At 58.5% G+C, this 25,026-nt stretch carries 21 protein-coding genes and 1 pseudogene; 10 read left to right on the top strand and 12 right to left on the bottom strand.

All coding sequences use genetic code 11. From position 1 onward, the window contains the following. Positions 1 to 12 precede the first annotated feature (12 nt). The 4 genes and pseudogenes from ACQY4M_RS11885 to ACQY4M_RS11870 all read left to right on the top strand — a co-directional run bounded on the left by ACQY4M_RS11885 (position 13) and on the right by ACQY4M_RS11870 (position 7,865). Positions 13 to 1,776, top strand: a complete 1,764-nt coding sequence (locus ACQY4M_RS11885; protein ID WP_428544155.1) for a sensor histidine kinase — start codon at positions 13 to 15, stop codon at positions 1,774 to 1,776. 11 nt (positions 1,777 to 1,787) lie between these two features. Further along, positions 1,788 to 3,119 carry a sigma-54-dependent transcriptional regulator gene (locus tag ACQY4M_RS11880; protein WP_428544152.1) on the top strand — a complete coding sequence of 444 codons (1,332 nt, stop codon included), beginning with the start codon at positions 1,788 to 1,790 and terminating at the stop codon, positions 3,117 to 3,119. 270 nt (positions 3,120 to 3,389) lie between these two features. Beyond that, a pseudogene (locus ACQY4M_RS11875) lies at positions 3,390 to 4,616 on the top strand (IS256 family transposase). Between the two features lie 516 nt (positions 4,617 to 5,132). Next, entirely contained in the window at positions 5,133 to 7,865 is a 2,733-nt protein-coding gene (locus tag ACQY4M_RS11870) for an Rne/Rng family ribonuclease (RefSeq protein WP_428544149.1), read from the top strand. Between the two features lie 61 nt (positions 7,866 to 7,926). Here the strand turns inward: ACQY4M_RS11870 and ACQY4M_RS11865 are convergent, their stop codons facing one another. After that, the gene (locus ACQY4M_RS11865) at positions 7,927 to 8,154 is read right to left on the bottom strand and encodes a sulfurtransferase TusA family protein (RefSeq protein WP_428544146.1); all 228 of its coding nucleotides are present in this window, start codon (positions 8,152 to 8,154) and stop codon (positions 7,927 to 7,929) included. Between the two features lie 113 nt (positions 8,155 to 8,267). Between ACQY4M_RS11865 and ACQY4M_RS11860 the strand changes: the two genes are divergently transcribed. The 4 genes from ACQY4M_RS11860 (at position 8,268) to ACQY4M_RS11845 (ending at position 12,030) form a co-directional block, all read left to right on the top strand. Next, entirely contained in the window at positions 8,268 to 9,020 is a 753-nt protein-coding gene (locus tag ACQY4M_RS11860; protein ID WP_428544507.1) for a cytochrome c biogenesis CcdA family protein, read from the top strand. 56 nt (positions 9,021 to 9,076) lie between these two features. Further along, positions 9,077 to 10,315, top strand: coding sequence for a hypothetical protein (locus tag ACQY4M_RS11855; RefSeq protein WP_428544143.1), 1,239 nt, complete (start codon positions 9,077 to 9,079; stop codon positions 10,313 to 10,315). Continuing rightward, positions 10,312 to 11,697: a cytochrome P450 gene (locus ACQY4M_RS11850; RefSeq protein WP_428544140.1), complete on the top strand. Its 1,386-nt coding sequence runs from the start codon at positions 10,312 to 10,314 to the stop codon at positions 11,695 to 11,697. Before ACQY4M_RS11855 ends, ACQY4M_RS11850 begins: the two co-directional genes overlap by 4 nt. Before the next feature lie 96 nt (positions 11,698 to 11,793). After that, the gene (locus ACQY4M_RS11845) at positions 11,794 to 12,030 is read left to right on the top strand and encodes a hypothetical protein (RefSeq protein ID WP_428544137.1); all 237 of its coding nucleotides are present in this window, start codon (positions 11,794 to 11,796) and stop codon (positions 12,028 to 12,030) included. Here the strand turns inward: ACQY4M_RS11845 and ACQY4M_RS11840 are convergent. The 3 genes from ACQY4M_RS11840 to ACQY4M_RS11830 form a co-directional block, all read right to left on the bottom strand. Further along, positions 12,018 to 12,674: an IS1595 family transposase gene (locus tag ACQY4M_RS11840; RefSeq protein ID WP_428539609.1), complete on the bottom strand. Its 657-nt coding sequence runs from the start codon at positions 12,672 to 12,674 to the stop codon at positions 12,018 to 12,020. The two genes, ACQY4M_RS11845 and ACQY4M_RS11840, sit on opposite strands and share 13 nt — an antisense overlap. Positions 12,675 to 12,802: 128 nt before the next feature. Further along, positions 12,803 to 13,432, bottom strand: coding sequence for an SDR family oxidoreductase (locus ACQY4M_RS11835; protein ID WP_428544135.1), 630 nt, complete (start codon positions 13,430 to 13,432; stop codon positions 12,803 to 12,805). Continuing rightward, entirely contained in the window at positions 13,429 to 13,818 is a 390-nt protein-coding gene (locus tag ACQY4M_RS11830; RefSeq protein ID WP_428544133.1) for a glyoxalase, read from the bottom strand. The genes ACQY4M_RS11835 and ACQY4M_RS11830 overlap by 4 nt, the downstream gene beginning before the upstream one ends. 95 nt (positions 13,819 to 13,913) lie before the next feature. Here ACQY4M_RS11830 and ACQY4M_RS11825 point away from each other — a divergent pair, with 95 nt between their 5' ends. Next, positions 13,914 to 14,813: a LysR family transcriptional regulator gene (locus tag ACQY4M_RS11825; protein ID WP_428544131.1), complete on the top strand. Its 900-nt coding sequence runs from the start codon at positions 13,914 to 13,916 to the stop codon at positions 14,811 to 14,813. A 307-nt stretch (positions 14,814 to 15,120) separates the two neighbouring features. Here ACQY4M_RS11825 and ACQY4M_RS11820 read toward each other — a convergent pair whose 3' ends face one another. From ACQY4M_RS11820 to ACQY4M_RS11800, 5 genes are all read right to left on the bottom strand, one after another. Next, the gene (locus tag ACQY4M_RS11820; RefSeq protein WP_428544129.1) at positions 15,121 to 15,597 is read right to left on the bottom strand and encodes a DUF2269 family protein; all 477 of its coding nucleotides are present in this window, start codon (positions 15,595 to 15,597) and stop codon (positions 15,121 to 15,123) included. After that, positions 15,598 to 16,875, bottom strand: coding sequence for an SDR family oxidoreductase (locus ACQY4M_RS11815; RefSeq protein WP_428544127.1), 1,278 nt, complete (start codon positions 16,873 to 16,875; stop codon positions 15,598 to 15,600). A gap of 7 nt (positions 16,876 to 16,882) precedes the next feature. Further along, positions 16,883 to 17,755: an S-methyl-5'-thioadenosine phosphorylase gene (locus ACQY4M_RS11810; protein ID WP_428544125.1), complete on the bottom strand. Its 873-nt coding sequence runs from the start codon at positions 17,753 to 17,755 to the stop codon at positions 16,883 to 16,885. Positions 17,756 to 18,029: 274 nt separating this feature from the next. Next, positions 18,030 to 18,632, bottom strand: a complete 603-nt coding sequence (locus ACQY4M_RS11805; RefSeq protein ID WP_428544123.1) for a flavin reductase family protein — start codon at positions 18,630 to 18,632, stop codon at positions 18,030 to 18,032. 153 nt (positions 18,633 to 18,785) lie between these two features. Beyond that, entirely contained in the window at positions 18,786 to 19,829 is a 1,044-nt protein-coding gene (locus tag ACQY4M_RS11800) for an IS5 family transposase (protein ID WP_428539227.1), read from the bottom strand. A gap of 177 nt (positions 19,830 to 20,006) precedes the next feature. Between ACQY4M_RS11800 and ACQY4M_RS11795 the strand changes: the two genes are divergently transcribed. Next, the gene (locus tag ACQY4M_RS11795) at positions 20,007 to 20,486 is read left to right on the top strand and encodes a GNAT family N-acetyltransferase (RefSeq protein WP_428544504.1); all 480 of its coding nucleotides are present in this window, start codon (positions 20,007 to 20,009) and stop codon (positions 20,484 to 20,486) included. Between the two features lie 47 nt (positions 20,487 to 20,533). On the opposite strand, the gene ACQY4M_RS11790 is transcribed toward ACQY4M_RS11795, so the two are convergent. The 3 genes from ACQY4M_RS11790 to ACQY4M_RS11780 all read right to left on the bottom strand — a co-directional run bounded on the left by ACQY4M_RS11790 (position 20,534) and on the right by ACQY4M_RS11780 (position 24,970). Next, positions 20,534 to 21,901: a tryptophanase gene (locus tag ACQY4M_RS11790; RefSeq protein WP_428544121.1), complete on the bottom strand. Its 1,368-nt coding sequence runs from the start codon at positions 21,899 to 21,901 to the stop codon at positions 20,534 to 20,536. Between the two features lie 163 nt (positions 21,902 to 22,064). Next, on the bottom strand, positions 22,065 to 23,696 hold the full coding sequence (gene ipdC / locus ACQY4M_RS11785) for an indolepyruvate/phenylpyruvate decarboxylase (RefSeq protein WP_428544119.1): 1,632 nt from the start codon (positions 23,694 to 23,696) through the stop codon (positions 22,065 to 22,067). A 164-nt stretch (positions 23,697 to 23,860) separates the two neighbouring features. Further along, entirely contained in the window at positions 23,861 to 24,970 is a 1,110-nt protein-coding gene (locus ACQY4M_RS11780) for a hypothetical protein (protein ID WP_428544117.1), read from the bottom strand. Positions 24,971 to 25,026: the final 56 nt, after the last annotated feature.

Genomic DNA, 25,026 nt, shown 5'->3' with positions numbered 1-25,026 from the left:
TAGACTGGTCCTATGAGCGGGGATTCCGATACAACAAAAACCGAGCAAGACCACCCAGAGAACCACTGGCGTGTCCGGATTGCGATTCTGTTGCTGATTGCGATTGCTGTTGGAGTTGTCTGGGTCACAAATTCCTTGCTGACAGCGCGATTCACTGAAAGCACGCGCAATCGGGCACAAGTCCGCATGACGCTATCTGCGGGGAACCTGATCAGCGAATTGAAGCGTTCATCTATTGTGCCTCAATTGCTGGCGCGTGATCCAACCCTGATCGGGGCACTGAATTCGCAGGATTACACCCAAAGCTCGCAACGTCTGATTTCCTATATTGACGAGATCGGCGCGGCCTCGCTGCTGTTGTTGGACAACTCTGGTCGCGTGGTTGCTGCATCGGATCGCAACCTTATCGGGGCGAACCACAGATCGGATGCCTATTTCGTAAACGCTGTGCGCTCGAACGATACAATTTTTACGGTCACAAAGGATGAAAACGGCGCTGTTATGTTCACCTACTCGCGCAAGATGGAATATGCGGGCAGCCCGATCGGAGTGATTGTTGTCGAAGTGGACCTGAAACAGTTTCAAAATAGCTGGGCAGGTATTTCGGACGCGGTTTTTGTTTCCAACAGCGAGGGTGAAATCCTTTTGGCAACCGAACCCGCATGGAGGGGTATGAACGAAAAAGAAGCACTTCATTTACGGTCTCCTTCAGCGGCTATCCAGCGGTCAATCCAGACAACAACTGACTGGGTTACCCTGACCACTGCCGCAAATCTGCTGGGGTCCGGTGTCATGCGACAAGAGGCGCGGATACCCTTTCAGGGGTGGAAGATGACCTCGTTCACCACCTATGCGTCGGTGCGCCAGCGGGTGAACGGGGTTCTGGCGCTGGAAATTATGGGATTTGCCATCCTTTTGGCGCTGACGTTTTTCTTCCTGTCGCGCAAGGCGCAGGTGCAGTCGCGGTTTTTCCAGCGCGAGTCGGCAGAACTCCGCCAGCTTAACCAGCGCTTGCAGCGGGAAATTGCCGAACGTGAAAAGGCGGAAAAGAGCCTTCAGGTGGCCGAACAGACCCTTGCACAAAGCTCGAAACTGGCGGCGCTGGGCGAAATGTCGGCAGCTGTGTCGCACGAGTTGAACCAGCCCTTGGCGGCAATGAAAACCTACCTTGCCGGCGCGCGCCTTTTGCTGCGTCGAAAACGGCCGGAAGAGGCGGTTTCGTCGTTCCAGCGGATTGATGATCTGATTGAACGCATGGGCGCGATTACCAAGCAGTTGAAAAGCTATGCCCGCAAAGGCGGCGATGCGTTTGCGCCTTTGGACATGAGGGATGCGGTCAATTCGGCCCTGTCGATGATGGAGCCGCAATTGAAACGCCGCCATGTGGAAATCACCAAAACCCTGCCGCGCGAACCGGTGATGGTGCTGGGCGATCGGGTGCGCGTTGAACAGGTGATTATCAACCTGTTTCGCAATGCCTTGGACGCCACCAAAACCGTGAAAGATCCGCAGATCGACATCCTGCTTGCGGCCGGTGAAACCGCGCTGTTAACGGTGCGCGATAACGGGGCAGGGATCGAGGATCTGGATAACCTGTTCGAGCCGTTCTACACCACAAAACAGGCCGGCGACGGGGTTGGCTTGGGGCTTGCCATTTCCTCGGGCATCGTGAACGACTTGGGCGCACGGTTAACCGCAAGGAACGCCACGGTGGGCGGGGCTGTATTTGAAGTGCAGTTGCCCATATTGTTAGATGAAACCAAAGCAGCCGAGTGAGACACTGAATTATGGCACAAGCAATGAAAATCGCGATTGTGGATGACGAGCAGGACATGCGCCAGTCGATCAGCCAATGGCTGGCCCTGTCGGGGTTTGATACCGAAACCTTTGCCAACGCCGAGGACGCGCTGAAAAAGCTGGGGCCGGATTATCCCGGTGTGGTGGTCAGTGATATCAAAATGCCCGGTATGGACGGGATGCAGTTTCTGAAACGGTTGATGAGCGTGGATTCGGGCCTGCCGGTGATCATGATCACGGGTCACGGCGATGTGCCGATGGCGGTTGAGGCGATGCGTGTCGGCGCCTATGACTTTCTGGAAAAGCCGTTCAACCCCGACAAGATGACCGAACTGGCCAAAAAGGCCACCCAGACCCGCCGCCTGACATTGGACAACCGCGCGTTGCGGCGCGAATTGGGCGATGGCACGGCGGTGATGAAGAAACTTATCGGGTCTTCTCCGGTGATGGAGCGCCTGCGCGAGGATATTCTGGATCTGGGGCAGGCCGATGGCCATGTGCTGATTGATGGCGAAACCGGCACCGGCAAAACGCTGGTGGCCCATGCGCTTCATGCGGTGGGATCGCGTGCGGGCAAGAAATTCTCGCTGGTTTCCTGCGCGGCGTTTGAAGAAGAAGACCTTGGTCGCCGCCTGTTCGGCCCGATGCTGGACGATGGTCCGCAGCCATTGGTCGAGGAAGCCCGTGGCGGCACGCTGGTGCTTGAGGATATTGATGCACTGTCGGATGGCCTGCAGGCGCGCCTGCTGACCTATATCAATGAACAGGGCAGCCCCGCAGAAACCCGCATCGTGGCCATTTCCAACCTTCAGGCCGAGGATAAAACCGTCGAGGATGTGTTGCGCCCCGACCTTTATTACCGTCTGGCAGCGATGAAAATCACCCTGCCACCGCTGCGCCAGCGTGGTGAAGACATCCTGACACTGTTTGCCCGCCTGTCCGAACAATTCGCCGAGGAATACGGCTGTGATGCCCCCGAGGTTTCGGCGCAAGAGGCCGCGCAACTGCTGCAAGCCCCGTGGCCCGGCAACATCCGCCAGTTGATCAACGTGGCCGAACGGGCGGTGCTGCAAAACCGTCGTGGCTCGGGCACCATTGCTAGCCTGCTGATGGCCGATAACGAGGAAACCCAGCCGGTGATGACCACCGAGGGCAAGCCGCTAAAGGAGTATGTCGAGGCGTTTGAACGGATGCTGATCGACAACACTATGCGCCGCCATAAAGGCAGCATCGTCAATGTGATGGACGAGTTGTGCCTGCCACGGCGTACGCTGAACGAAAAGATGGCGAAATACGGGTTGCAGCGGTCGGATTACCTGTAAATCGTTGTTTATGCTTTATTTGCGAACAGGCTGCAGGCTTTGATTTTTCAATGCCTGCGGTGCAAGTATTTAGAGCGTGTCGCACCTGATCAGATTTTAGCATTCGCTGACCCGACCGAGGCAGCGTTTGCATAAGTGAATGCGTTCGGTCGGGTCGGCGAATTCGATTTGGGTAGTGTCGCGAGTTTGGTGGAAATTCGAGGACGGCGTAATCTCCGGGTGCATCGAAGCCACCCAACCGGCGGCTGGAACCGCCAAGGAGATCACGCCATGACAAAGAATACAGCAACATCGACATCCGCGCTACTGGCCAATGAAGCAGGCTAAGACCCGATTGAAGACCGGCTGCGCCAGAACATCCGCGCGACGATCGAGGCGGTTTTCGAAGAGGAGCTGGAGCAGTTTCTGGGCCGTTGCCGGTATGGCCGCAGCGGCGGGGCAAAGGCCGGATACCGCCACGGGCATCGCGAGCGGCAACTGGTCGGAACATTTGGAACCGAAACGGTGCGCGTGCCGCGTGCGCGGATCACAGGCGAGGCCGGCAAGGCCAGAGAATGGCGCTCGAAGGCATTGCCCCGCTACCAGCGGCTGACGAAGAAGGCCGAGGCGCTGATCGCTGCTGTCTACCTTTCGGGCACCAACACACGGCGGGTAAAACGCGCCCTGTTCGGCCTGTTTCAGGGGGCGGTCAGCAAGGATGTGGTGAGCCGCGCCTGGCGCAAGGTGAAGGTGGACTGGCAGGCGTGGTGCGCCCGCAGCCTTGCGGATGAAGACATCGTGCGGCTGATCCTGGACGGCACCGTGATCAAAACGCGGATTGACAGGAAGGCCACCAATATCTCGGTTCTGGCCGCGATTGGCGTGCGCCGGGATGGGCAGAAGGTCTTGTTATCACTGATGAACATGGGCGGCGAAAGCACCTCCGCCTGGCGTCAGTTCATCAACGATCTGGATGCGCGCGGGTTGAAACGGCCCGAATTTGTCATCGTGGACGGGGCACCGGGACTTGAGGTCGCTCTCATTGCCCTCTGGGGTGAAGATCTGCCGATCCAGAGGTGCACGGTGCACAAGCACCGCAACCTTCTGGCCAAGGCACCCAAGCGTATGCATGATGAGTTGACAGAAGATTACCGCGACATGATCTACGCCAAAACACCCGAGGAAATCGCCACCCGCCGCAAGGCATTTCTGCGAAAATGGCGGCTGAAATGCAAGGCCGTCGCTGACAGCTTGGAAGAAGCAGGAGATAAGCTTTTCACCTTCACGCGTCTGCCACAAGGCCAGTGGAAATCGGCCAGAACGACAAATGCGATCGAACGCCTGAACGAGGAATTCCGCCGCCGCATCAAGACCCAGACCGTGCTGCCATGCGCCGAGACCGTGCCGATGCTGCTTTGGGCTCTGATGGCCTCGGGGCAGATCGTCATGCGAAAGGTCGATGGCTGGGAAACGCTCGCTCAGCCCGTCGCCGACGCAACCCTTGACCAAGCCGCCTGACCGGCGCATAACTCAACCCGCTCGGAGGTGCCTGAAATCAATTTCCACCACTTTCGAGACACAACCCTCGGGGTGGTACGACATGCTCTAGGGAAAAGAAGACGGCAAATTCACACATTAACTATTTTCCCCATTGTAATTGCACCCCCATCCCCCTTATGTTCCATCCAAGGTGGTCAGCGCAACAGCAGTTGAACCACCGGACAAAAGTTTCGCTGTTCCCGAGGTTACGCAGAAAAATACACCTGCCAATTCCCGACAGAACAGACCGATTGGGTCGAAAGACCGGTATTTATGCCCTTGTGCCAACTGGCCGGGGCTTCACAGTTTGGACGCAAATTTGGCGTCCGGAGATAGAAACGCGATGCGACGCGAAAAGAATTCAGAGACTGCGACAGGGGCCGAAATGGCCGACCTGCGCATGTGCTGCGCGTCCCCCTTCGCCCTTACAAGACACCCCCTGCAATCAAAAAGCCCCCCGGGGTTACGGCGATTGCCGCGGTGCAATGAGAAAACATGGCTAAAAAGATGCTTATCGATGCCACCCACGCGGAAGAAACCCGCGTTGTGGTGGTTGACGGAACCAAGGTTGAGGAATTCGACTTTGAGTCTGAAAACAAACGCCAGCTAGCTGGCAACATATATCTGGCAAAAGTTACACGGGTTGAACCGTCGCTACAGGCGGCGTTTATTGACTACGGCGGAAACCGGCATGGTTTTCTGGCGTTTTCGGAAATCCACCCGGATTACTACCAGATCCCCGTCGCCGACCGCGAGGCCCTGCTGGCCGAGGAACGCGCCTACGCCAAGGCAATGGCCGAGGAAGACGAAAAACCCAAACCAAAACGCCGCCGCCGCTCGCGCTCGCGCAGCAAGGCCGAAGAGGTCAAGTCTGACGATTTAGTCGAGACAAAAGAGGTCGAGAACAACGGCGCATCCGGTATGGATGTGGTTGATCTGGGCGAAGATTCCGTCGAGGGATCATCGCCAATGGAACTGGTTGCCGAAACACCGGTAGACACGCCAGAATCCGGCGAGGCCGATGAGGCCGCCAAGATCGAAACGCCTGCGGAAGCACCGGTTGAGGATGCGAGAGCGGATGACGCGGATACGACGGATGATGCGGATGGCGAAGATGAACCGCTGGAAGCAACCGAAAAAGACGACCGGATTGAATCGGTGGCCGATGATGACGCCCCCGAGGAACTGCGCCCCGTGCGCAAACCCCGTCCGCGCCGCTACAAAATTCAGGAAGTGATCAAGGTTCGCCAGATCCTTCTGGTGCAAGTGGTGAAAGAGGAGCGCGGCAACAAGGGCGCGGCCCTGACCACCTATCTGTCGCTGGCGGGTCGTTACTGTGTCTTGATGCCCAACACCGCGCGTGGTGGCGGCATTTCCCGCAAGATCACCAACGCCGCCGACCGCAAGAAACTGAAAGCCATCGCAAACGAAATCGAAGTGCCCGAAGGGGCCGGTCTGATCGTGCGCACGGCCGGTGCCAAGAGCACCAAATCCGAGATCAAGCGCGACTACGAGTATTTGCAGCGCCTGTGGGAAGAAATTCGCGCCCTGACGCTGAAATCCATCGCACCTGCCAAGATTTACGAGGAAGGCAACCTGATCAAACGCTCGATCCGCGACCTGTATAACCGCGAGATTGACGAAGTTCTGGTGGAAGGCGAAGAAGGCTATCGCGTGGCCAAGGACTTCATGAAAATGATCATGCCGTCCCACGCTAAAAACGTTAAGCTGTATAACGAAGCAATGCCGCTGTTCGCCCGCTATCAGGTCGAAGGCTATCTGGCCAGCATGTTCAATCCGACGGTCCAACTGAAATCCGGCGGCTACATTGTAATCGGGATTACCGAAGCACTGGTGGCGATTGATGTGAACTCGGGTCGGTCGACCAAAGAGGGCAGCATCGAGGACACGGCGCTGAAAACCAATCTGGAAGCCTCGGACGAGGTGGCACGCCAATTGCGTCTGCGCGATCTGGCTGGTCTGATCGTGATCGACTACATCGACATGGACGAACGCCGCAACAACAACGCGGTTGAAAAGCGTCTGAAGGACCGGTTGAAGAACGACCGCGCCCGCATTCAGGTGGGCCGTATTTCCGGTTTCGGCCTGATGGAAATGTCGCGCCAGCGTCTGCGCCCCGGCATGATCGAGGCCACAACACAGCCTTGTTCGCATTGCCACGGCACCGGTTTGATCCGTTCGGACGAAAATCTGGCCCTGTCGATCCTGCGTCAGCTGGAAGAAGAGGGCACGCGCAAACGTAGCCGCGAGGTGCTGTTGAAGGCACCTGTGGGCATCGCCAATTATCTGATGAACAACAAGCGCGAGCACATCGCCCAGATCGAGGCGCGTTACGGCATGTCCGTGCGTATCGAGGCCGATCCGTTCCTTGTGTCGCCCGATTTCTCGATCGAGAAATTCAAGACCGCCAGCCGCGTTGTCAAACAGGTCAGCGCGCCGGTGGTATCCGGTAGCGCCGCGATCATGGATGATATTGATGACGCCGAGGTGGTCGAGGAAGAAACACCGGTGGAAGCCGTTGACGAAGGGGAAGGCGAGGCACAGCCCAAGAAGCGCCGCCGTCGCCGTCGTCGTCGTCGCGGCCGTGGTGGGGATAACGCCGAGGCAAGACAGAATGGTGAGGACGCGGTGAAAACCGACGCGGCACCCGAGGGTGAAGCCATGGCAGAAGATGCTGCCAAGGATGAAGCGGTTGTCGAAGCACCTGCCGGGACCGAGGAAAAAGCCGAGGACGAAAAGCCCAAGCGCAAGCCACGCAAACGTGCCCCGCGCAAATCGGCCAAAGCGGCTGATGCGGAAATTTCGGGTGCCAAACCCGACGAGGCCGCTTCGGAAGAAGCCGCACCAGAGGAAGCTGCAGAAGAGCCCAAGAAAAAGCCGGTTCGCCGTCGTCGCAAGAAAGCGGATGCCGAGGACGCCCCCAAAGCCGAGGAGGCCGCAAAAGAAGCCCCTGAAGCCGAGGTTGCTGCCGAGGAAGAGAAACCTGCGCCCAAGAAACGCACTCGGCGCAAGCCTGCTGCGAAAAAGGCCAAGGTAGAAGAAGTCGAAACCGCACCGGCAGAAGACACAGCACCTGTGGCCGAGGCCAAACCCGAGCCGATAGAGGTGAAGCCGGAGCCAAAAGCGGCCCCGGAGCCGGTTGAGGTCAAGCCCGAGCCAAAGTCAGATAAGCCCAAGCGCAAAGGCTGGTGGTCTTTGGGTCGGTAATATCGGCTGAATATTGAAACAAAAAACCGGCGGGCCATGTGCTTGCCGGTTTTTTTATGCCTCAGGCTTTGCGTACCAGATAGGTTTGACTGTGTTCGCCCTGCGCCACCTCGATCAACTCGTGACCTTGTTCATTGCAAAAATGCGGCACATCAATCACCGCCGCCGGATCATCGGCCAACAATCGCACAACGGCCCCCGAAACATGGCTTTGCAGCCGCTTGCGCAGTTTCAGAACGGGCAGGGGGCAGAGCATGCCGATGGCGTCGATTTCTTCATCAATGGTCATGGCGTCTGGATAGGGCGGGATTTGTCACAAGTCCACGCAAATGTGACATTTCGGCAGGTGACGCGGCGGGGTGGATCGCCTAAGAATGGGCAAATCAATTGGAAGGCCCTGTGATGTTCGGAATCGAAATTCTTGATGCAAGCCTGCTGCCGGCGATGTTTGTTGCCTTAATGGGCGGGTTGCTATCGTTTCTGTCGCCTTGCGTATTGCCAATCGTGCCACCCTATCTGGCCTACATGAGCGGCATGACCATGAGCGAAATGACTGGCGAAGGCGGCAAGCGCGGCGGGGCGATTATTCCGGCGCTGTTCTTTGTGCTGGGGCTTTCGACCATCTTTTTGCTGCTGGGGTTCACGGCCTCGGTTTTTGGAGCGTTTTTCCTGCAAAATCAAGAGCTTTTCGCGAAAATATCCGGCGGGGTGATCGTGCTATTCGGCCTGCATTTTCTTGGTATTTTTCGTATCCCATTTCTGGACCGCGACACGCGGATTGATGCGGGGGATCGGGGCGGATCGGCCTTTGGCGCCTATATTCTGGGATTGGCCTTTGCCTTTGGCTGGACGCCGTGTATCGGCCCGCAACTGGGGGCGATCCTATCGATGGCCGCCTCCGAGGCATCTGTCACACGCGGCACGGCTTTGTTGGCAGTTTATGCGCTGGGACTGGGCATTCCGTTTCTGCTGGCCGCAATTTTTATCCAGCGGGCAGTCGGCGTGATGAACCGGCTAAAACGCCACATGGGAATGATAGAAAAGGTGATGGGGCTGTTGCTGATCGTGGTTGGCATTGCCTTGATGACCGGTGCCTTCAGCGCATTTTCATTCTGGCTGTTGGAAACATTTCCGGCACTTGCGAACATTGGCTAGCAATGCCGCGTCTTTGCGCTAAACTGCGCCCAGTTATGTAACGGGATTGCCAGTAAATGCAGGGTGAAGGTCAGACAGTCGCAAAGCGCAGGGTGTTCTATATTCCCGGCTATGACCCGATTCACCCGCGTCGCTATCGCGAATTATATCGCAGCGAAGGCGCGGATCAGGCGAAAATTTCAGGATATACCCTTGATCTGTCACCAAAGCAGGGCGGCGGGCGCTATGGCTGGCACGTTATGGGCCACATTGACGGATCACAGGTGGATGCCGGTTTCGACGTGCTGGTCTGGTCCGATATTGTCAAATCCTCGATGGATCTGAATATCCCGCAAACCTATCTGGTGCTGGCCCGCATGGCTTGGACCTATATTGCCTCGGGCGCGTTGCGCCGGTTGATGTGGCTGCGCAAGGGGCCGGTGCTGACCGCGCTTTATCCGATCGGGATGCTGTTGCTGCAACTGCTGATCGCAGTGTTGCTGGCGTGGTTCGTCGGGGCCATGATTGCCAAAGGCGTGCGGGTTCTGGTGGATTGGCAGATGGTTGCGCGGATGCTGGGCTGGGCTGCCGCACTGCCGCTGATCGTCGTGATCCTGCGGGGATTCCGCAAAATAGATAACAAGCTGTTTGCCTATTACCTGATGCATGATTACGCCTACTCCGCCCGCTCCAAGGGGGAAGACCCGCCAGAGCTTGAGGCGCGTATGGCTGAATTTACCGATGAGATCGCCGCCGCTCTGAAGAGCGATCTGGACGAGGTTCTGGTGGTTGGCCATTCCTCGGGCGCGCATATCGGGGTGTCTGTGCTGGCCGATCTGATCCGCGCAGGCAGGGTGCCAATGGGTGGCCCCGCTTTGGAGTTTCTGACTCTGGGGCAGGTGGTGCCGATGGTGTCGTTCCTGCCCAAAGCATACCGCTTGCGGGCAGATTTGAAATACCTTTCCACGCGGGACGAATTGATCTGGGTTGATGTCTCGGCCCCCGGCGATGTCTGCGCCTTTTCGCTGTGCGATCCTGTGGCGGTCACCGGTGTTGCGCCAAAGGTCAAACGCTGGCCGCTGGTTATTTCTGCTGCCTTTACGCAAACCCTGTCGCCGAACCGCTGGGCCGCGCTAAAGTGGCGGTATTTCCGGCTGCATTTCCAGTATTTATGTGCATTTGATCGCCCCGGCGATTATGACTACTTTAAAATCACCGCAGGACCGGAAACCCTGCATTCCCGTTACCAGAACCGGCAACCATCAAAATCGCGCATTGATGTGCCGGCATCGCCTTTTACCTCAGTGACCCAATGACCTTACCCCCCAAACCCCCCTCGCGCCCGAACAAGGTTTCCTTTTTCAAGTATATCAAACTGTTTCGCCAAGACATCCTGTCAGCCCAGCCCGAGCGCCTGTATCGGGCGTGGATGGCAGAATTTCGCACACCGTTCTTTCGGTCCTACATGATCAACCAGCCTGATCTGATCAACACGGTTTTACGCGAACGCCCAGATGATTTCCCAAAATCCGACCGGGTAAAAGAAGGGCTGGCACCATTACTGGGCAATTCGGTATTTGTCACCAATGGCGATATCTGGAAGGCCCAGCGGCGCATTATTGATCCGGCATTCGAAGGCGGACGCCTGCGCGAGATTTATCCAGCAATCTGGGATGCGGCTGTGGCCGCTGTCGAACGCCTTAAGAAAAAGGCGGGGCAGGGACCGGTTGAAATGGAGGGGGTGACCAGCCATGTGGCAGCGGATGTGATATTCCGCACGCTGTTTTCCATTCCGATCGAAAACGAGGTTGCGGCCAAGGTATTTTCCGAGTTCAAGGATTACCAGCGCACCCAGCCGATTGTGAATATCGCAGCACTACTGCCGATGCCCAAATGGATGCCGCGGTTTTTCAAAAAACGCACCAAGGAAACGGCGCGTAACATTCGCGGGCTGATTTCGCAATTGACCCATCAGCGGATGAAGGAAATTCAGGCCGGCACCGCACCTGATGATCTGGCAACCAAGATCATGACAACGCCTGATCCGGAAACCGGCAAATGCTTTACGCCCGATGAAATGGTCGATCAGGTGGCCATCTTTTTTCTTGCCGGGCATGAAACAAGTGCTTCGGCTTTGGGTTGGGCGTTGTATCTTTTGGCCACCAACCCGGGGATGCAGGATCGTGTCGCCGCCGAGGCTGCCGAGGTGATTGACCCCGAGGTGCCGTATTTCTCGGCGGTGTCAAAATTGAAGCTGACCCGCGATGTGTTCCGCGAGGCGATGCGCTTGTATCCGCCGGTTCCGATGATGGTGCGCGAAAATACTTGCCCCGTGAATTTTCGCAACCGCGCAATTCGTAAAGGGGCACAGATCGTGATCAGCCCGTGGCACCTGCACAGGCACGAACGCCTATGGGACAGACCGGATGATTTTGATCCCCAAAGGTGGCAAACCAAAGCAGGAAAAGCAAGTATGCGAGAGGCTTATATCCCGTTTTCCGCCGGATCACGGGTTTGTCCCGGGTCCGGATTTGCGATGATTGAAGGGCCGCTGATCCTTGGAATGTTAGTGCGGGCGCTACGATTCGAATCGGTTGAAAACCGGCCGGCAACGCCAATTGCACACCTGACTGTGCGCTCAAAAGACGGAATTTGGCTGAAAGTTACGTTACGTCATGGCGAAAAACTGCCCAATTAGGCAGGTATTTGGGCAATTTTCCCCCTCGGTTTTTCAGGCGCACGCGGTTATATTTTAACGAGTGATTAAATTTCGTGCCCAAGTTGAGGAAAAAGTATGTTTGCTATGTCGCGCAATACGTCGGTTCCTGCTGACGATTTCCACAATGATGCAACGCCACGCGCTGTAATCCGCATTGCGTTGCCCACATTTCGCAAAGGGCACGGCAAGATCCGTCAGAAAGATATGAAACCACAGCCAACGTCGCGCGAAGAGCTTCAGAGCCTTTTCGGGGATGATTTGCGCCGCCCGATAAAACCGGAAGGGGCTGACCCAGATAACTACTTCAAGTAACGCTTAACCCATTGTCTTAGCTGCAATAACTGAGCTGAAGGGTCACTGTTGTTGAAACGCCACTCGCATTCCTTCAAATATAGCCCAAATTGGGCCTTGGGGACACCGTTAAATCGGCGCATGTGGCGCTTGGCTTGGTTCCAGAAATTCTCGATGCCATTGATGTGGTTGTGACGGTCTGCAAAGAGCTTGGAATGGTTGATGCGAAAGTGGTGGAAGTCTGACACATCCAGCACATTATAACCGCGCCAACAATCGGAATAGACGATGGAATCCGGCACGACTTTGCGCTCTATGATCGGGATCAGAGTGGCGGATTTGGCGTCCGGGATGATCTTGGTGTAAACCTTCCCACCCCTTTTTAATATACCAAAAACGGGAATTTTACCTGCCGCACCACGCCCGCGTTTACCTTTGCGTTTGCCGCCAAAGTAGCTTTCGTCCACTTCTATTTCTCCGCCGAACATAGCTTGGCTTTCCGCCTCCAGCTCATAGGCGATTATCTCGCGCAGGCGTAGAAAATAAAACGCTGCGGTCTTGCGGTTTACACCACACAAACTGGCTGCTGTTCGTGCTGTCGATCCCGAAACAAAATGCTCCGTAAGACGGTCTTGCTTGTAGTGGCTCAGGCGACTCTTTCTCATGCTTCCCATCATAACCTCTTTTTAGGTTATCTGGGTCAGCCCCTTGTTTTCAGTGACATGGCGCGTTCCTTTCCTGCGCGAAATTCAGTTGATCAGGGCGCCGCCATCGATGTCGATGACTGCTCCGGTCATGAAGGGGGTGTCGATGGCCAGCAGGTAGCCCCGGGCAATGTCCCGGGCTCGACCGACCCGGCCACGGGCAGTTTCGCCGCTGTGGCCTCCAGCATCGCCTTGCGGGCCTCCTCGGGCATGCCGGCGTAGGCTTCTGTGTCGGTCAGGCCGGGGCTGACGACATTCACCCGGATCGGAGCCAGTTCTTTGGCAAGTATCTTGGCGCTGGCCTCGATCGCGGCATTCATTGCGGTCTTGACAAAGGTTCCCGGCACGGTGCGGCGCGCCAGAAAACCGGATGTGAGGGTGATCGTGCCGCCGGCGGGCATCTTCTGTGCCACCGCGCGTACCACGTTGATGCCGCCCCAGAACTTGGTATCAAACGCGGCTCTGGCTGCCTGCAGGTCGACATCGGTTACAGCCCCGCCGGGGGCGGCGGAACCGGCGGTGAAAACGAGGTGATCGAACGGGCCGTTTTCCCTGACATAGGCGCAAACCGCTTTGGCATCGCTCACGTCAAGGCCTGTCGCGCGCGATACTGCAACAACCTTGCCGGGGCGTTCTGACAGCGCATCGGCAACGGCCTTGCCGATGCCCGAGGTGCCGCCGACAATCAGGGTTCGGGTTTGCTCGGTGAAAGTATTCATTGCTTTGCTCCTTCGGGCATCGGTTCGGTGAAAACGGCCTCCAGCAGGGGGCCGCAGGGGGTGCGGAAAAACAGCCGGCGTTCGTTCAGTTCCGGCAGATCCATGGGGGAATAACGGATGCCAAGACGCTCGAGCCTGGCGCGAAATGCGCCGTAGCCTTCAAGGCGAAACCCGACGTGGTCATAGGCTTCGGCCGCCCCGTCCAGCCCGCGCCCGTGGCTGGCGATCAGATGCACGATCGGCTTGCCCCCGGAATACAGCCAGTGGCCGGGAATGCGCCGGATCGCCTCGGGGCGTTCGTGCTCCTCAAGCTCGAACAGATCGAGGAAAAAATCCCGTGTCACCGGCAGGTTGCGGGTGCGGATGGTGATATGGTCAATGTGCATAGGGTTGCTCCTTTGCGCTTGAGCAGGAGATACACCTTGCGGAACACAAAGATAATTGGGATATTGCCGGAAACATAATTCGGACAAGGCGAACAATGCTGCTAGACAACCTCTCCCTGTTTCTGCGCATCGTCGAAAAGGGCGGCATGGCCGCTGCGGGACGCGAACTGGGCCTGTCGCCGGCAACGGTGTCCGAGCGTCTCGCAGCACTCGAGGCCCATTACGGCGCAAGGCTGCTCAACCGCACCACCCGCTCGCTCAGCCTGACCGACGAGGGGCGCGATCTGGTGGAAGGGGCGCAGCGGCTGTTGAACGAGGCAGAAGATCTGGAAACCCGGATCAGGCTGGGGGTGAACCGGGTGGCCGGAATCATCCATGTGCATGCGCCGGTCGATCTGGGGCGCAACAAACTGTCCGGGGTCTTTGACGCCTTTCTCGATGAACACCCCGAAGTCAGCATCGACCTCACCTTGGGGGATGGCTATGTGGATCTGGCGGGCATGGGGGCCGATCTGGCGATCCGCTATGGCGCCTTGGGCGACAGCAGCCTGAAGCTGCGCAAACTGGCCGACAGCGCGCGCATCGTTGTCGCCTCGCCCGCCTATCTGGCGCGGTGCGGCACACCCGCCACCCCCGATGACCTGCTGCACCACAACTGCCTGCTGATGCGCTTTGGCACCGATGCCGACCGGTTCTGGCCGTTTGAAAAGGACGGGCGCAAACAGGTGCTGGCAGTGCGTGGCAACCGCATCGCCAATGACGGCGGCCTGGTGCGCAAATGGTGCGTCAAGGGCCACGGCATCGCCCGCAAATCCCAATGGGACATCGCCGATGACCTGGCCGCGGGCCGGCTGATCCCGCTCTTGCAGGATTACGAGGTCGCCCCCATCCCGCTACAGGTCGTCTACCCTCCCGGCCAGAACCAGCCCCGCCGCGTGCGCCTGCTGCTCGAGGCGCTGGTGCAGGCGTTCGCCGAAGATGAACAGAGCGATTGAGCGACACTGCATTAAAGGCAGACAGAAAGCACCGGATTTTCGCAGACTTGCGAACCTGTTCCAGAGAACGTCCGCTGCCAAAACCATCTCCTCCGCCACAGGCTTTTTGCGCAGCAAAACGCCAGAAACATCCGAATTAAAGTGTTGGGCGGTAGTCGTTTCGCAGAAACGATGGAAGCATCCGGGGTTCGAATAATCTCCCTCTAACTCCGCCACTTCACACAATTTCACAATACTGACCATAGATTGGTCAGGCGATTGTGGCATTGAGGCGCAAGGGCAACCTCGCTCTGCGGAGGGGCGAGCGTTATAGAGGCATATCCGGCCTATTCACCATCAGCCAGAACACCCAGGCAAGCGCCGCGAAGGCGGGCCAGCCCAATATAAACCACAGGCGGAAGTGTTTGCGGGCCTGATCGGGCAGGGGGGTGTTGTTGGCCAGTGCCTCGCCAGCCAGATCGCGGATTTTGATTTGCAGGTGAACGACAGGGGCCCAGCAGATGAAGGCGAGTGTGTATAGGGCATAGGTTAACAGCAGCCAGGGTTCGTTCCAGTCATATCCTTGTTGCTGGATCAGAAAATAACCGGTGAGGGGCTGGAGCAATCCGGCGGGGGTTGTGAAAATCCAGTCAGCCACCACCACGCCCGAGGCGACCGAGTGGATGGTCTCCACCCGCCCCGTGCGCCAGGCCCAGACCATCTGGAAGGCCGTGCCCATGCCGGTGCCAAACAGCACGGTCGAGGACAGGATATGCAGGTATTTCAGGGTCAGGTACGGGTCCATTTACCGTTCTTCCTCTAGCACGCGGTGGATCAGGATCAGCACAAGGATCGGCAGGTTTTTCAGCAATCCGCCGAACGGGGCAAGCCAAAGGGCGGGGCTGATCAGGGTCAGGCCCACAGTATAGCCCGCGACCATCAAAAACTGCAGCCATGCGATCTGTTTCAGGTGCCATGCGCGCAGCAGGGCCAGTGCGACCAAAAGGTCTATGGCACCGGTGATACGGGCGGCGGCGATCAGTAGTCCGTCGGGCAACAGGCCTGAAACATAGGGCAGGAAGCTGTCGGTTGGCAGCAGCAGGCCGATTAGGCCCGAGGCAAGCCACATCAGCGCCAGCGTAAGCCGCAAAACGGGGCGCAGCAGGTAAAGGCGGGCGTGCCACAGGTCTTGCGTTTGCGAGGGGCGGGCGCGCAGAAAAGAGGCAAAGCCGCGCGGGCGGGTTTTGAAATGGCGGATCTGTCCGGTTATGTCGGTGGCCACGCCCTGTTCCAGTTGCTGCACCGATGTGGCCGAGATCGGGGCAAGGCGCAGGGCATCCCCGATGCGGCCCGTCAGGCGGGCCAGCGGCAGGGGCAAGTGCAGGATACGGGCGGGGCGCAGGCCCAGCCATGCGCGCAAGGAGGTGAGCAGGGCAGTCTGGGTGATCTGCTCGGGTCCGCCAACTTCGATTGGCTGGGCGGGTGTTTTGACCTCCAGTGCCTCGATCACCAGCGCGGCCAGATCATCGGCGTGGATCGGGTTGAAGGGGTGGTTGCCCATGCCGATCACAGGCGTGATTAACGGCAGCGCTGCCAGCGCGCGGGCAAGGGACGAGCCGCCATAGCTGCCATCGGCCAGCACCAGACCGGGGCGCAGGATGGTGACAGGGATCGGGGCGGTTTGGGCGGCCTCTTCACCACTGCGGCGGTAGTGGGCAAAGGGGGTATCGGCATCTATCCCGACGGCAGAGATCAGCACACCGCGGGCCGTGGTGGGCAGGGCCGCATAGACGGCCTGCGGGGCAGCAACATGGACAGCGTGGAAATCCGTATCGGTACCGGTCAGCAGACCGGCGCAGTTGATCACACGGATGCAGCCCGCCAGATGCGGGCGCCAGAAATCGGGGCTGTGGGTGGCGGGATCGGTCAGATCGGCCTGAAGCGTATCAAACCCCATCGCGGTCAGGCGTCGGGTATCGCGGGCAGAGGCCAATACGTTGTGGCCCGCATCGCGCAGGGCAATGGCGATGTGCTGGCCGATGAAACCGGCGGCACCAAGCAGGAGGGTTCGGGGCGCGCTCATACGGGGATTACAACACCCGCCCCGCCACGGCGTCCAGTTTCTCCACCAGCGCCGGATTGCGGGCCTCGGGGGCGGTCAGGATGGCGTATTCCAGCGCGCGGTCGCAGTGGTGTTCGCAAGGGCTGCGCCCGGTCCCCAGCAGGGCGGGCAGGCGGGACACTAGATTGCGGGCCTTGTCGGCGTTACCGGTCAGGGTTTTGATGATCTCGGTCACGTCCACCTCGCCATGATCGGGGTGCCAGCTGTCGTAATCGGTGATCATCGCAACGCTCGCATAGCAAAGCTCGGCCTCGCGGGCCAGTTTGGCTTCGGGCATGTTGGTCATGCCGATCACGTCGCAATTCCAGACCTCGCGATACATTCTGCTTTCGGCCAGCGTGGAAAACTGCGGTCCTTCCATCGCCAGATAAGTGCCTCCCTTGTGCACGGTGATCCCCGCGTCACGCGCCGCCACCTCGCAGGCATCGGACAGGCGCGGGCAGGTTGGGTGCGCGACGGACACATGCGCCACACAGCCGGTGCCAAAAAAGGATTTCTCGCGGGCGATGGTGCGGTCAATGAACTGATCTACAATCACGAAATCGCCGGGCGCCATTTCCTCGCGAAAACTGCCGCAGGCGGAAACCGAGATCACATCGGTGACGCCGAGCCGTTTCAGCGCATCGATATTGGCGCGGTAGGGGACGGTGGTGGGCGAATGCACATGCCCGCGCCCGTGACGGGGCAGAAAGGCCATTTTCACCCCGTCCAGCGTGCCGGTCAGAATGTCGTCCGAGGGCTTGCCCCACGGGCTGTCCACGCTTTGCCATGCGGCGTCTTGCAGCCCGTCAATATCATATACGCCCGAGCCGCCGATGATGCCTATTACTGTATTGGTCATGGGATCCCCCTTGTTGGTGCTTGCGGGGGAATATGCACGAGAGGGGGGAGAGGGGATGCGATTTTCCGCTTTGTGCATATTCCCGTTTATATACGTCCGTCATTTTGTAGAAATGACAGCACCCGCCCGCCCCACGGCGGGTGCTATGCAACGCTGCATCAGAGTGACCGTTTTGGATTTGTCTGCCACAGTGCCGCAAGCGAAATCCGATACGCCACGCACCCACCCGGGCGGGTGCTGTCATTTCCACAAAATGGGCATGGGGCGGTCGGAGCTACTCCGGCCGCTTCAAACTGAACAGCCCCTCCACCCGCGTGTAATCCTGATAGCCCAGCCGCGCCAATGGCTGATAGCTGGTCACGTCGAACACCCCGTCTTTCAGGCAATCATCCCGCAGGTGCACGCCGGTGACTTCACCGATCACGATCAGGTTGTGCTCGCCCGCCAATGGCACGATTTGCAACAGTTTGCATTCCAGCGTTGCCGGCGCCCCAGCCACTCGTGAACAGGCGATGGTTTCGCATTCCGCCCGTTCCACCCCTGCATGGGTGAATTCGTCGCCGCCCTCGGGGTGGCTGGCCGAAGTGGCGTTCATCGCATCGCGCATCGCATATTCCACAATATTCACGCAAAACACGCCGGTTTCGTCGATATTGGCGACCGAGTCCTTGCCCATGTGCCGGCCCTCTTTCAAAGAGGTCGAGGCGAACATCACCTGTGGCGGCGCGTAAGCCACCGCGTTGAAAAACGAATAGGGGGCAAGGTTGTCCACCCCGTCCTTGCCACGGGTCGAGATCCAGCCGATCGGGCGCGGGGACACGATGGCGGAAAAAGGGTTGTGCGGCAGCGTATGACCGTTTTTGGGTTGATAAAACATATGGGAACCTCTGTAAATTCCCGTTTTCGCCTTCTTCGCGGCGGGGTGGACGGTTTTTCGCCTGTCCCGCCTGATTGCTTCGGATCATAAACCCATTTTCACCGGTTTCAAGCCGGTTTTGGGTATTTCAGGCACACCTCACCCCATGAACCCTTATCCCGGCGCCGCCAGGCCGCATTCGAACTGGACGAAGCGCTTCATGTTGTAGACCAGGTTCATCATCCCGATGCGAAATCGCGCCCGCTTCAGGCCGATGGAGCGGATCAGCTTGCCGCCCATGGAGCGCTCCTGAAAAGCGAATACATGCTCGACCCGGACCCGCACTTTCGAGCGCCTCCGGTTGGCCTTTTGCTGGCGCTCGCCAAGCGGCTTGCCGCGCCTGCCCTTGTGATGGATATGGCTGTGAAGCCCCCGCTCTTCCAGCTCGCTTTCGATCTTTTGCGAGCGATAGGCGCTGTCGGCCCACAGGTCCGATGAGGTGTTGCTCGCATCAATCAGACCGGCAAGCGCCTGGCTGTCATGCACGGCGGCATCGGTGACATCATAAGCGCGGATGAATTTGTGCCGCCGGTCGACATTGATGTGGTTCTTGTAGCCGTAATAGCTCTTGCCGTGCTTCTTCGTCCAGCGCGCATCCACGTCCTTCTGGCGCTTCTTGTGGGGTTTTTCCTCCCACTCTTCAGGCGTTTCGCCCGCCTTGATTTTCTCGTTCTCGTCCCTTTTGTTGTGCTGGCGCGGCGCCGGAACGATGCTCGCATCAACAATCTGCCCGCCCATCGCCAGATAGCCCTTTTCGCGCAGAAAGGCATCGAACTTGTCAAACAGCTCCTTCATCTTCCCGGCCCCGGCCAGCCTTTCACGGTAGGCCCAGATGGTCTTGGCGTCAGGTACGCTGTCTTCAATGCCAAGGCCGAGAAACCGCATGAACGACAGGCGGTCGCGGATCTGATACTCGATCTGATCGTCAGAGAGGTTGTAGAGCTGCTGCAAAACCATCGTCTTGAATATCAGCACCTCATCCCAAGGCGGGCGGCCAGCGTTGGATTTGCGCTGTTCGGGCGGCGTGCGCCATATGGCCTTCAGCTCGTCCCGGTAATCCTCGAACGGCACCATGTCGTTGAGCAACACCAGCGGATCACCAGATTTGTCCAGTCCCGCGTATCGGCTGGAAAGATCAAAAAATCCCATCTGACCCATGACAAAACCCCGTCGGTCGAATCATTTTCATCCTGATGACGATTCTACCCCGTCAGGCCGGATTTTGGGGGATTTTTAGAGGTTCCCATATGTTCGCGTATCCTTTGTTTGATCAGGGGATAACGCCATGCTAGGGCGGTTTCCAGTGAAAAGACGGGGCATCACGTGATCGGGCTAATGCGGGAAACCAAAGACGACTGGTGGGAGGTCGAGGCACTCTATGATCTGTGCTTTGCCCCGGGGCGCGAGGCGTTGTCGTCCTACAGGCTGCGCGACGGTGTCGATCCGGTGGCCGATCTGTGCTTTGTGGCGCGGGACGAGGGCGGCATCATCGGTGGTGCGATCCGCTATTGGCCGGTGCAGGTTGGCGGCGCGCGGGTGCTGCTGCTGGGACCGGTGGCGGTGCATCCCACACGGCAGGGCGAAGGGCTGGGCGGTGTGCTGATCCGGCAGTCACTGGCCAAGGCACAGGCGCTGGGTTGGGAACGGGCGCTGCTGGTGGGGGACAAGCCTTATTACAAACGGTTCGGGTTTTTGCGGATCAAAGGGGTGGTGATGCCGCCGCCAACCAATCCCGCGCGGGTATTGGCACGGGAATTGATTGCGGGTGCCTGGGATGGGGTGCGGGGGGATGTGGAGCGGCTCATCAAGCCCTGACTGGCATTCTTCGCGAAGAAAGCCGCAAGGCTTGATGAGCGCATGGATCAGGCGAGCGGTTCAAACCTGCAGGTGAAATGACGCATCAGTTTTGGCTCCCATGTGATGCGATAGCCGCGCAGGCTGTCCTTTTTCGCCGCCAGCTCGGCAAAACATTCGATGATGTAATCCGCGTGCGATTGCGTATAGGTGCGCCGCGGGATGGCCATGCGGACCAGTTCCATCATTGCCGGTTTTTCGCTGCCGTCCGGTTGGCGGCCAAACATCACCGAGCCGATTTCGGCACAGCGTATCCCGCCGATTTCATAGAGCGCGGCGGCCACCGAATAGCCCGGATATTCCAGCGGCGGGATGTGGGGAAGCCAGGCTTTGGCGTCAATGAACACCGCGTGCCCGCCCGCCGGTTTGACCACGGGAATGCCCAGCGCATCCAGCCGCTCGATGATGTATTCGTTGGTGCGGATGCGGTAGCGCAGATAATCCTCGTCCACGATTTCCGTCAGACCCTGCGCGATGGCGTCCAGATCACGACCGGCAAGGCCGCCGTAGGTCGGGAAACCCTCGGTCTGGATCAGGCGGGCGCGGGCCAGTTCGGCAAGGTCCGGATCGTTCAGCGCCAGCCAGCCGCCGATATTGGCGAATGCATCCTTTTTGGCGCTCATCGTCATGCCATCGGCCACCGAAAAACAGTCGCGCACGATGTCGGGAATCGAGCGGTCCTGTTGCCCCTTTTCGCGCTGCTTGATGAACCATGCATTTTCGGCAAAGCGGCAGCCGTCGATGATAAAGGGGCGGCCATGGGCGTGGGCGATTTCGGCCACCGCATGGATGTTTTCAAGGCTGACGGGCTGGCCGCCACCGGCGTTGTTGGTGATGGTCAGCATCACGCAAGGCACGCTGTCGCCGTGTTCCTGCAGGTATTTTTCCAGTTTCTCAAGGTCCATATTGCCCTTGAACGGGTGCAGGTTGGCGGGGTCTTTGCCCTCGTCAATCAACAGGTCATGCCCGCGCGCGCCACCGGCTTCGATATTGCCACGGGTGGTGTCGAAATGGGTGTTCGAGGGAAAATTCTTGCCCGGTCCGCCAAGGATGGAAAACAGGATCGCTTCGGCGGCGCGGCCCTGATGGGTGGGGATGATATGATCAAACGGCATCAGATTGCGAATGGCGGCCTGAAAACGCTCAAACGATGGGGATCCGGCATAGCTTTCATCGCCGCGCATGATGGCGGCCCATTGCTCGCTACTCATCGCGCCGGTGCCGCTGTCGGTCAGCAGATCAATCAGCACATCATCCGAGGCAAGGGTGAAAACATTGTGGTTGGCCGCTGCCAGTTTCGCCCGCCGCTCGTCGCGGGTGGTCATGCGGATGGGTTCAACGGCTTTGATACGGAATGGTTCGATGATGGTTTTCATCAAGGGCTCTCCTAGGAAATGACCCCTGATATTTTGCGGCAACCGGAAACACAAAAGGGGCCAGCGCCGCGGTTGCCGCATATTGCGTGCCGCGCTCAGCGCCCGATTGGTTGCACGGGGAAGGTGGAATCTTTAGAGGGCCTTCGTCAAGAGAAAAACAAGGTTATTCATCCCCCAATGCCGACATTTTGCGCACCGCATCGACAAACCCCGCCAACGTGTCCGACACGTCGCCGCGTTCCAGCATTACCTCGATCAACTGGAAACAACTGTCGTCCTTATGGGCCGCATCGAGCGCCTGTTTCAACTCGGCACAGGTGTGAACCCGCACACCCTTGCCGCCCAGATGCGGGGCGATTTCGGCGTAATGCCAATCATCCAGATCATGATAGCTGGGGCCGGGCTGAAAGGTGCGTAGCATTTCCCAGCTTTTGTTGTTGAACAGGATCACAATCGGCGCCCAGCCGTATTTGCGGCAATTGCCCAACTCCCAGCCGGTCATCTGAAAGGCCCCGTCGCCAACCAGCACGATTGGTCGTTTGCCAGAGGCGGCAATCGCCATGCCGGCCGGTACACCGGGCCCCATCGAGGCGTAGTAACCGGGGCCGGCGAATTCGGTGTTTTCAATCTCGAGACCAGTGAAAAAACAATCACCCATGTCTGATGCAATCGGCATCCGCCCGTGCGTGGCGAACAGATCATTCACGGCGGTGGCGATATGCGAGGGGGATAGCGGCGTGTCATCATCGGGCAGGCCACGGGAATAGGCGGGTTTGTGGTTGCCGGTGGCATTGCCGATGGGCTTGGCAATCTCGGTCATCGCGTCGATCAGGGTTTCCAGCGTGATGTCGGGATAACGGTAGTGGGCAAAACCCACGGCGTTGTCAAAGGCGGAAATCGCCCCACGCATGTCGATGTTTTTGCCGGATACGCCGAAATTGGTGTCGCTGGTGATCGCCCCCAGCATCAACAGGGCATCCGCGCCTTCGATGCTTTGGGCGATATGTTCGTCACCAGCGGTGCCCAGATAGGTGCCCAGCAATGGCAGATCATGTTCGGCAAACAGCCCGCGGCCCATGAAACTGGTGGCAACGGGAATGCTGAGGGTTTTGCACAGCTTGCCGATCTTGTCCTCAAGCCCGTAGCGCCGCGATTCAACGCCGATCAGGATGGCCGGGGATTTGGCGGATTTCAGGCGGGTGAGGATTTCAACGGCACAGGCACGGGCGGCGTCCATGTCGGGGGTGTCGGGGGTGAAGGCGGGAACCGGACCGCAGGGCGCATCAACCAGATCGCGCGGGATTTCGATATAGACGGGGCGCGAATGTTTTTGCGCGCTGTCCAGCACGCGGGCGATTTCGGCAGGGGCGGTGGCCGGATTGTTCAATACGGTCTGATCGCAGGTCAGTTCCTTGTAGATTTCCAGCTGTGAATTCAGGGTTTTCACCTGATGGTGTAGCCCAAGGCCCATTTCGCCTTCGCCCTTGCCCGGCCCGCCGGAAATCACCACCAGTGGTGATTTTTCAGCATAGGCCTGCGCCACGGCGTTCACCATGTTCAGCGCGCCTGCGCCATAGGTGATCACGGCCACACCAAGGGTGGAACTGATCCGCGCCGAGGCATCGGCGGCATAGCCCACGCCGGGTTCGTGGGACAGGGTGTACCACGGCAGGATATTGCTGTCCTCGATCACGCGAAAAAACGGCAGCACGAAATCGCCGGGGATGCCGAAAATATTCTTGGCGCCACGGGATTTGAGAGCATGCAGAAGGGCGGTGGCGAGGGTTTCGGACATGGGGATGGCTCCGGTTCAATGTGGGTGTTTTGTGGCAATACCTATCTGCTGGATTTGGCTTTGGGAAGGGGTTGTGCTGCGCTGGCGCGCATCACCCCGCGCGCCCCTGTCGGGGCGCACGGATGCCTGCGGCGCAGGTATTTATTGGCAAAAAGAAGGAGGGGTTAGCCTCCCTCGACCGCGCGACCAAAGATGGCGATGGCAAAGCCCAGTATGGCCAATGCCCCGTAGAACCATTTGGCACGGTGCAGACGCGGGGTTTTGGCGGCAGTGATGGCGGCGATGGCGGCTTGCATACCATAATAGAGCGCAAAGGCCCTCGAGGCATAGGCGATGATCTGGAAAATATCGGTTGCCCATGTTAAAAGCAATCCGATCGCGACCAGAACCGCATAGGCATCGCGCGGTTTTAAACGGTGGCTGGTCAGTTCTTCGACCAACCCGCCGGCACCGGACGTATCGGCAATGGCGGCGCTGAACTGGGCAGCGAGAGCGGCGATGATTAGCAAAAAGGGCAGGATTGGAGCGACGACTTCCATCATGTCGATAATTGCGGTTTCTGTCAGTTTCATTGTGCCCGGGGCAAAGACATAGGCCAGCAGAACGATATAAACGATGTAAATCAGCGTCGAAAGCCACTGCGCCTGTTTCATCGATCGGATGCGGGTTTTCGCGTCATAGGTTTCGCCCAGATAGCGCGAGGTTTCGAACCCCTGCACCGTGATCAACAATCCAAAGGCCAGCGTCAGGGCAGGCCAACCGGTAATTGTGGGCGGGTTCAATAGCATGGCGCCCTCAACTGCGCGATTGGTAAAATAGAACCCCATCCCGACCAGTAATCCGGCAATGATGGCCAGTTTAATTCCGACGCTGTATTCTTCAAGATGTTCAAGGGCTTTGAACCCGCGGGTCCAGCCGATGAACAGGATGAACAGGAATACGGCGGTGGTCAGCAGGCGGGCATTCAAGGGGGAGTTCCAAGGCGTTAGGCGCATACCGAAAGCACCCAGCAGGTTCAGGTAATAGGCAACTGAAATAAAATAGGCAAAGGACAACATCCAGCTGGAAAGTGTTTCCATCCGCTCGGCAAGAAAAGGGCGAGGAGTGCCATTGTTCAATTCGGCAATGTTAAACCGGATGGCATGGCCGAACAGATAGGCGACACCGCACAGCACCAGCAGCATCAGCGGAGCGTAGGCGCCGAAGGAATCATTCAGGATTGGCCCCAAAACCAGAAAACCACTGCCGATGATCGAGGCCAACGGGGTAATCATGGCCCGCCACCCTTTAGAGTTAGCCAGCCGTGGCCACAGTAATACGGCAGCCGTGA

It is taken from the genome of Profundibacter sp. (assembly GCF_965277155.1).
Taxonomy (GTDB): domain Bacteria; phylum Pseudomonadota; class Alphaproteobacteria; order Rhodobacterales; family Rhodobacteraceae; genus Profundibacter.
The sequence above is the reverse complement of the archived record's forward strand: the minus strand, read 5'-3'. Positions and strand labels throughout refer to the sequence as shown.